Raw genomic sequence first — 8,107 nt, 5'->3', positions numbered from 1 at the left:
ACGTCAGTCGCCTCGCATCGAGTGCTCATGCCCTGAAAAACGGCATCGCCCACCCGCCGCTGTCAGGGTTTGCCCAAATCTTCACAAGCTCTCAGCCGGCCAGCCGCCGTCCTTCCTCGGCCGCCTTGACGACGATCGCCGCCGGCTCGAAGCGCGCGCCGTACAGCGCCGCCAGTTCGCGCGCGCGCGCGACGAAGGCCTTCGGCCCCATCGCGTCGATGAACTGCAGCGCGCCGCCGTGGAACGGCGCGAAGCCCCAGCCGAAGATCGAGCCGATGTTGCCGTCGGCCACCGAGCGCAGCACGCCCTCCTGCAGGCAGCGCGCGGCCTCGTTGGCCTGCACGAACATCAGGCGGTCGATCAGCTCCTGCTGCGACGGCTGCTCGTCGGCGGGCGGGTACATCTCGGCGAGCCCCGGCCACAGGCGCTTGCCGTCGTCACCGTAGTCGTAGAAGCCCTTGCCAGCCTTCTTGCCGATGCGGCCGATCTCGCACAGCTGGCGGATCACCTCCTCGGCCGGGTGCGGGTGGTAGACCTTGTCCTCGGCCGCGAGGTCCTTCTTCGTCTGCTCGATCACGTGCAGCGACAAGCTCAGGCTCACCTCGTCCTGCAGCGCCAGCGGCGGCATCGGCATGCCCGCCTGCAGCCCGGCCTGCTCGACGTGGCGCGGGTGCACGCCCTCTTTGAGCATCGTGATGCCTTCCATCACGTAGGTCGCAAACACGCGCGAGGTGTAGAAGCCGCGGCTGTCGTTGACGACGATCGGCGTCTTGCCGATCTGCAGCACGTAGTCGAAGCCGCGCGCCAGCGTCTCGTCGGACGTCTTCTCGCCGACGATGATCTCCACCAGCGGCATCTTGTCGACCGGGCTGAAGAAGTGCAGCCCGACGAAGTGCGTCGGCCGCGCACTGGCCTTCGCCAGCCCCGTGATCGGCAGCGTCGACGTGTTGCTCGCGAACACCGCGCCCGCACCGATGACGGCCTCGGCCTTCTTCGTCACGTCGGCCTTGACGGCGCGGTCCTCGAAGACGGCCTCGATCACGAGGTCGCAGCCGGCCAGGTCTTCGTACGACGTCGTCGGCCGGATGCGCGCGAGCAGCGCGTCGCGCTGCTCGGCCGTCGTGCGCCCCTTCTTGACCGCCTTGTCGAGCAGCTGCTGCGAGTGCGCCTTGCCCTTCTCGGCCAGTTCGAGCGTGGTGTCGAGCAGCACGACGTCGATGCCGGCCTTGGCCGACACGTAGGCGATGCCGGCGCCCATCATCCCGGCGCCGAGCACGCCGAGCTTCCTGACCTGCGTCTTCGCGACCTTCGCCGGCCGCGACGCGCCTTTCTTGATCGCATTGAGCTGGTACCACAGCGTGCCGATCATGTTGCGGCTTTCCTGCGTCATCGCGCAGGCCGCGAAGTAGCGGCTCTCGACGGCGCTCGCGGCGTCGAAGCCGAGCAGGCCGCCCTCGAACACGCTCGACATGATGTGCGTGACCGCCGGGTAGTTGCCGTAACTCTTCGCCGCGGCCACCGACGGCGCGATCGACCACAGCTGTGCCACCGCCGGCGAGCGCGAGTCGCCGCCGGGGAAGCGGAACTTCGGCTCGTCCCACGGCTGCCTGGCCTTCGGGTGCGCGAGGCACCAGGCCTTGGCCTTCGCGAGCAGCTCGTCGCGGTCCTTCGCGAGCTCGGTGACGAGGCCCATCGACAGCGCCTTGGCCGGCGCGATGTCGTCGCCCTCGCCCATGATCTGCAGCGCGGCCTGGATGCCCACCAGCCGCGGCAGCCGCACCGTGCCGCCGCCGCCGGGCAGCAGCCCGAGCTTGACCTCGGGCTGGCCGAGCTTGAGCTTGCGGTCGTCGAGCACGATGCGCGCGTGGCACGCGAGCGCGATCTCGAGCCCGCCGCCGAGCGCGTGGCCGCCGATCGCCGCGACCACCGGCTTGCCGATCGTCTCCATCTTGCGCAGCACGGCCTTCATCGCCATCGAGGCTTCGAAAGGCTCGCGCGGCTCCTGCCACTTCGACATGCGGTCGATGTCGCCGCCGGCGCAGAAGTCGGCCTTGCCCGAGGTCAGCACGAGGCCCTTGATCGCGTCGTCGCTCTCGACGCGCTCGACGACGTGCGCGAGCGCCGTCATCAGCTCGTCACCGACGACGTTCATCGGCCGGCCCGCCAGGTCCATCGTCGCGACGGCGATGCCGTCGCTGCCCACGTCCATCGTGATCGCGTTGCTCATGGTCGACCCTTCAGACCCTTTCGATGATCGTCGCGATGCCCATGCCGCCGCCGACGCACAGCGTCGCGCAGCCGGTGGCGAGGTCGCGGCGCTCGAGCTCGTCGAGCAGCGTGCCGAGGATGATGCAGCCGGTGGCGCCCAGCGGGTGGCCCATCGCGATCGCGCCGCCGTTGACGTTGACGCGGTCGAGATCGACGCCGAGGTCGCGCGCCGTCTTCATAGGCACCACCGCGAACGCCTCGTTGATCTCCCACAGGTCGATGTCGCCGACGCCCATCCCGGCTTTCGCGAGCGCCTTGCGCACCGCCGGCGTCGGGCCGGTGAGCATGATCGTCGGCTCGGAGCCGATCACCGCGGCGGCCTTGACGCGGGCACGCGGCTTCAGCCCGGCCTTCGCGCCGCCTTCCTTCGAGCCGACGAGCATCAGCGCCGCGCCGTCGACGATGCCCGACGAGTTGCCCGCGTGGTGCACGTGCTCGATGCGCTCGACGGTGGTGTACTTGCGCAGCGCGGTGGCGTCGAACCCCATCTGGCCGATCGCCGCGAAGCTCGGCTCGAGCTTGGCGAGCGCCTCCATCGTCGTGCCGGGGCGGATCGTCTCGTCCTCGGCGAGCATCAGCAGGCCCGCGATGTCGTGCACCGGCACGATCGAGCGCGCGAAGTGGCCCGCCGCGCGCGCGGCTGCCGCGCGCTGGTGCGAACGCAGCGCGAACGCGTCGACGTCGCCGCGCGTGAAGCCTTCCATCGTCGCGATCAGGTCGGCACCGACGCCCTGCGGCACGAAGCCGAGCTTGGCGTTGATGCGCGGGTCCATGAACCACGCACCGCCGTCGCTGCCCATCGCCCAGCGGCTCATGCTCTCGATGCCGCCGGCCACCACGAGGTCTTCCCAGCCGCTCATCACCTTGGCCGCGGCGAGGTTGACCGACTCGAGCCCCGAGGCGCAGAAGCGGCTTTGCGTCACGCCGGCCACCGTCTGCGCCCAATCGGCGTCGAGCACGGCGGTGCGGGCGATGTCGGCGCCCTGCTCGCCCACCGGCGTCACGCAGCCGAGCACGACGTCGTCGACGAGCGCGGTGTCGAGCTCGTGGCGCGCCTGCAGCGCCTTGAGCAGCGTGCGCAGCAGCCACACCGGCGTGGCCTGGTGCAGCGATCCGTCCTTCTTGCCCCTGCCGCGCGGGGTGCGCACGTGGTCGTAGATGTAGGCCTCGCTCATCGGCAGACTCCTGTCACATGAACCGGCTCGCCAGTTCCTTCATGATCTCGTTCGTGCCGCCGTAGATGCGCTGCACGCGCGCGTCGACGTACAGCTCGGCGATCGGGTATTCCATCATGTAGCCGTAGCCGCCGAACAGCTGCAGGCACTCGTCCATCACCTTGCACTGCTGCTCGCTGACCCAGGCCTTCGCGAGCGCGGCGCGCGCGGCGTCGAGCTCGCCGTTCAGGTGCGCGACGATGCACGCGTCGACAAAGGCGCGCGCGGCGAGCACGGTGGCCTGCACCTCCGCGAGCCTGAACTTCGTGTTCTGGAAGTCCCAGATCGGCCTGCCGAAGGCCTTGCGCTCCTTCACGTAGGCCAGCGTCTCGGCCAGCGCGCGCTCCATCGCACCGATGCCCTGCACCGCGATGATCAGCCGCTCCTGCGGCAGCTGCTCCATCAGCTGCACGAAACCCTGCCCCTCGCGCCCGCCGAGCAGGTTCGCCGCCGGCACGCGCACGCCGTCGAAGAACAGTTCGCTCGTGTCCTGCGCCTTCAGCCCCACCTTGTCGAGCTTGCGCCCGCGCCGGAAGCCCGCCACCGGCCGGCCGTCGGGGTCGTCGGTCTCGAGCACGAGCAGCGAGGTGCCCTTGGCGCCGGCGCCACGGTCGGTCTTCGCGACGACGACGATCAGGTTCGCGTGCTGGCCGTTGGTGATGAAGGTCTTCGCGCCGGTGAGCACGTAGTCGTCGCCGTCGCGCAGCGCGTGCGTCGTGATCGCCTGCAAGTCGCTGCCGGTGCCGGGCTCGGTCATCGCGATCGCGCCGACGAGCTCGCCGGTGGCCATCCTCGGCAGCCAGCGGCGCTTCTGCTCGTCGCTGCCGTAGTGCAGGATGTACGGCGCGACGATCGCCGAATGCAGCGCGCCGCCGAAGCCCGACAGGTTCGCGCGCGACTGCTCGATCATGATCGCGGCTTCGTGCGCGAAGTCGCCACCGCCGCCGCCCCACGCCTCGGGCGTCGAGACGCACAGCAGCCCCTGCGCGCCGGCTTCGCGCCAGCACGCGCGCGGCACGATGCCGGCCTCGCGCCACGCCGCCGCGTGCGGCACCCAGCGCTCGCGGAAGAAGCGCGCCGCGCTGTCGGCGAGCAGGCGGTGCTCCTCGCGCATCCACGGCGACGCAAAGACCTCGATCGTCACGACGGCCTCACTTGTGGCTCAACTGTTCGCGCGCAGTGGCGTTGATCACGCGCAGCTCCGCGAGCGTGGCTTCGATGTGTTCGCGCTTGCGCTCGAGGTCGGCGATCGCCTCGTCGGTGCGCGCGATCACGTACTTCAGCTGCTGCACCCGGCCCTCGCCATGCGCGCCGTACAGGTCCAGGTAGTGCTTGATCTCGGCCAGCGTCGCGCCGATCGCCTTGCTGCGCAGGATCAGCGCCAGCCGCGCACGGTCGCGCCGCGTGTAGACACGCACGCCGCCGACACGCCGCGGCGCAAGCAGCCCCTTGGCTTCGTAGAAGCGCAGCGCGCGCGGCGAGATGCCGAACTCTGCGCACAGCTCGCCGATGCCGAAAAGCTCGCCGGTGGCTTCGTCGCGGTGCGAGGCGACGACCTGCTGTGCGGTCGGCGCGGTTTTCGACGTCGTCCTCGCCGACGTCGCTGCCGCACCGCCGCGGCGACGCGTCGCTCGCACCGGCGTCGCCGTTTCCGACATCCCGCCCCCGCTTCAGAGCACGCGCTGCAGCTTCAGCGCGACGCTCATGTCGCCCTGCACGCGCAGCTTGCCCGTCATGAACGCGGTGGCCGGCTCGAGCTCGCCGGCGAGCATCGCGGTGAGGTGCTCGAGCGTGACGCCGACCGTGCAGTCGGCGTCGCGGTCCTCGTTGCTGACCGTGTTCGGGATCGACCTGCCGTCGATGAAGACGACGCCGGCGTCGCCGCAGTCGAACTTCAGCGTCGCGCCCAGCCCGCTCGCCTCGCCGACGCGGGCGCGCAGCGTCTCGGTGCAGGCTTGCAGGTTCATGCGGGCTCCAGCGGCAATGCGACGACCGCGATCGTAGCCGCGCCCCGCTGACGCTTCGATGCGCGTATTCCCCAATGCGACAGCCGGTTGACGTTAACGTCAGCCCCGGGCCTAATCGCGCCGTCACGCCCTTCGCGTCCGCGATGTCCGAACCCGTCGTTCCACCCGCCGCCGGCGGCTACCGCAGCGTGTTCCGCCCCGGCCTGTTCGCCGGCCAGCTGCACTGGGTCACCGGCGGCGGCAGCGGCATCGGCCGCTGCGTCGCGCACGAGCTCGCCTCGCTCGGCGCCACCGTCGTGATCAGCGGCCGTTCGCCCGACAAGCTCGCGCGCGTGGCCGCCGAGATCGCCGCCGACGGCGGGCGCTGCCACACGATCGCGTTCGACATCCGCGACGAGGAGGCGGTCAAGGCCGGCGTGGCGCGCATCGTCGGCGAGCACGGCCCGGTCAGCGGCCTCGTCAACAACGCCGGCGGCCAGTTCCCGGCGCCGCTGGCGGCGATCAGCAAGAAGGGCTTCGACGCCGTCGTCGCCAACAACCTCACCGGCGGCTTCCTGATGATGCGCGAGGTCTTCGTGCAGAGCATGGAAAAGACCGGCGGCGCGATCGTCAACATGACGGCCGACTTCCGCAACGGCATGCCCGGCATGGGCCACAGCGGCGCGGCGCGCGCCGGCATGAGCAACCTGACGATGACGGCAGCCTACGAGTGGGCGCCGGCCGGAGTGCGCGTCAACGCGGTGGCGCCGGGCTGGATCGCCTCCAGCGGGATGGACACCTACGGCGGCGCGATGAAGGCCGTCATCCCGCGCCTGAAGGAACACGTGCCGCTGCGCCGCATGGGGCTCGAGGCCGAGGTCAGCGCCGCGATCGTGTTCCTGCTGTCGCCGGCGGCGGCGTTCATCACCGGCGTGACGCTGCCGATCGACGGCGGCGCGCCGCTGGGCAGCGAGATCTTCCCGCTGCCGGCGCAGTCGCGCTCGGTGCCGTTCGACGGCTTCCACCGCGCCGTCACGCCCGAGGTGCTGAAGTAGCGATGCCGGCCATCGCGACGCGACTCGACGCGCGCAGCGAGAGCTTTCGCGCCAACGCCGAGCGCATGCGCGAGCGGCTCGACCAGGTGCGCACGCTCGAGGCCAGGGTCGTCGCCGAGTCGGCGAGCAAGCGCGAGCGCTTCGAGCAGCGCGGGCAGCTGCTGCCGCGCGAGCGCGTCGCGCGCCTGCTCGACCGCGGCAGCGACTTCCTCGAGCTGTCGCCGCTGGCGGGCCTGGGCATGCACGACGACGACGGCAAGAAGAGCGTGCTCGGCGGCGGCGCGATCGCCGGCATCGGCACCGTGGCCGGCAAGCGCGTCGTGATCTCGGCCAGCGACAGCGGCATCAAGGGCGGCACCGTCGCGCCGATGGGGCTGAAGAAAGCGCTGCGCGCGCAGCAGATCGCCGCCGAGAACAAGCTGCCGCTGGTGCACCTGGTCGAGTCGGGCGGCGCGAACCTGATGTACCAGGCCGAGATCTTCGTCGACGGCGGGCGCAGCTTCGCGAACCAGGCGCGGCTGTCGGCGGCGGGCATCCCGCAGGTGGCGGTCGTGCACGGCGCGTCGACCGCCGGCGGCGCGTACCTGCCGGGGCTGTCGGACTACGTCGTGCTCGTGCGCGGGCGCAGCAGCATCTACCTCGCCGGCCCGCCGCTCGTGAAGGCCGCGATCGGCGAGGACGCCGACGAAGAGACGCTGGGCGGCGCCGCGCTGCACGCCGGCGTCACCGGCCTGGGCGAATACCTGGCCGACAACGACGCGCACGCGATCGCGATCGCGCGCGAGCTGCTCGACAAGCTGCACTGGGACACCGTGCCGCCGCCGGCGGCCGCCCCCGAGCCGCTGTATCCGGCCGACCAGCTGATGGGCGTCGTGCCGGCCGACGAGCGCGTGCCCTACGACTGCCGCGAAGTGATCGCGCGCGTCGTCGACGGCTCCGACTTTCTCGAATTCAAGGCGACCTACGGCAGCGACACCGTGTGCGGCCACGCACGCATCCACGGGCATGCGGTCGGGCTGATCGGCAACAACGGGCCGATCCAACCCGAGGGTTCGGTCAAGGCCGCGCAGTTCATGCAGCTGTGTGACCAATCGGGCACGCCGCTGGTGTTCCTGCAGAACACGACCGGCTACATGGTCGGCTCCGAGGCCGAGCGCAAGGGCGCGATCAAGCACGGCAGCAAGATGATCCAGGCGGTGGCCAATGCACGCGTGCCCAAGTTCACCGTCGTGCTCGGCGGCTCGTACGGCGCCGGCAACTACGGCATGTGCGGCCGCGGCTTCGACCCGCGCTTCATCTTTGCGTGGCCCACGGCGCGCACCGCCGTGATGGGCGGCGCGCAGGCGGCGATGGTGATGGACATCGTCAACCGCGCCAAGCTCGAGCGCATGGGTCTGCCGGTCAACGACGAGGCGCTCGCGGCGATGAGCGAGCAGCTGCGCCGGCGCCTGGACCACGAGTCCACCGCGCTGTTCGGCACCGCGCGGCTGTGGGACGACGGCATCATCGACCCGCGCGACACACGCCGCGTGCTCGGCCTGTGCCTGGCGATCGCCGCCGAGGCCGAGCGGCGCGTGCTGCGGCCCAACGCCTTCGGCGTGGCCCGGATGTAGACGAGGAGACT

7 protein-coding genes are annotated in these 8,107 nt (G+C 71.0%); 2 read left to right on the top strand and 5 right to left on the bottom strand.

Translation table 11 applies throughout. From position 1 onward, the window contains the following. Positions 1–91: 91 nt before the first annotated feature. Genes DRV96_RS15815 through DRV96_RS15795 form a run of 5 tightly spaced genes read right to left on the bottom strand, consistent with a single transcriptional unit; the run spans position 92 to position 5,449 of the window. Positions 92–2,227 carry a 3-hydroxyacyl-CoA dehydrogenase NAD-binding domain-containing protein gene (locus DRV96_RS15815; RefSeq protein WP_119292909.1) on the bottom strand — a complete coding sequence of 712 codons (2,136 nt, stop codon included), beginning with the start codon at positions 2,225–2,227 and terminating at the stop codon, positions 92–94. 10 nt (positions 2,228–2,237) lie between these two features. Further along, positions 2,238–3,443 carry an acetyl-CoA C-acetyltransferase gene (locus DRV96_RS15810; RefSeq protein WP_119292907.1) on the bottom strand — a complete coding sequence of 402 codons (1,206 nt, stop codon included), beginning with the start codon at positions 3,441–3,443 and terminating at the stop codon, positions 2,238–2,240. A gap of 13 nt (positions 3,444–3,456) precedes the next feature. Continuing rightward, positions 3,457–4,596: an acyl-CoA dehydrogenase family protein gene (locus tag DRV96_RS15805; RefSeq protein WP_210757076.1), complete on the bottom strand. Its 1,140-nt coding sequence runs from the start codon at positions 4,594–4,596 to the stop codon at positions 3,457–3,459. Positions 4,597–4,633: 37 nt separating this feature from the next. Next, positions 4,634–5,119, bottom strand: coding sequence for a MerR family transcriptional regulator (locus DRV96_RS15800; RefSeq protein WP_235823439.1), 486 nt, complete (start codon positions 5,117–5,119; stop codon positions 4,634–4,636). 33 nt (positions 5,120–5,152) lie between these two features. Then, positions 5,153–5,449, bottom strand: a complete 297-nt coding sequence (locus tag DRV96_RS15795) for an SCP2 sterol-binding domain-containing protein (RefSeq protein ID WP_119292900.1) — start codon at positions 5,447–5,449, stop codon at positions 5,153–5,155. A gap of 143 nt (positions 5,450–5,592) precedes the next feature. Here DRV96_RS15795 and DRV96_RS15790 point away from each other — a divergent pair, with 143 nt between their 5' ends. After that, positions 5,593–6,483, top strand: coding sequence for an SDR family oxidoreductase (locus tag DRV96_RS15790; protein ID WP_119292898.1), 891 nt, complete (start codon positions 5,593–5,595; stop codon positions 6,481–6,483). Positions 6,484–6,485: 2 nt separating this feature from the next. After that, on the top strand, positions 6,486–8,096 hold the full coding sequence (locus DRV96_RS15785) for an acyl-CoA carboxylase subunit beta (RefSeq protein ID WP_119292896.1): 1,611 nt from the start codon (positions 6,486–6,488) through the stop codon (positions 8,094–8,096). Positions 8,097–8,107 lie beyond the last annotated feature (11 nt).

It is taken from the genome of Azohydromonas sediminis, assembly GCF_003574675.1.
Taxonomy (GTDB): Bacteria; Pseudomonadota; Gammaproteobacteria; order Burkholderiales; family Burkholderiaceae_C; genus Calidifontimicrobium; species Calidifontimicrobium sediminis.
The sequence above is the reverse complement of the archived record's forward strand: the minus strand, read 5'-3'. Positions and strand labels throughout refer to the sequence as shown.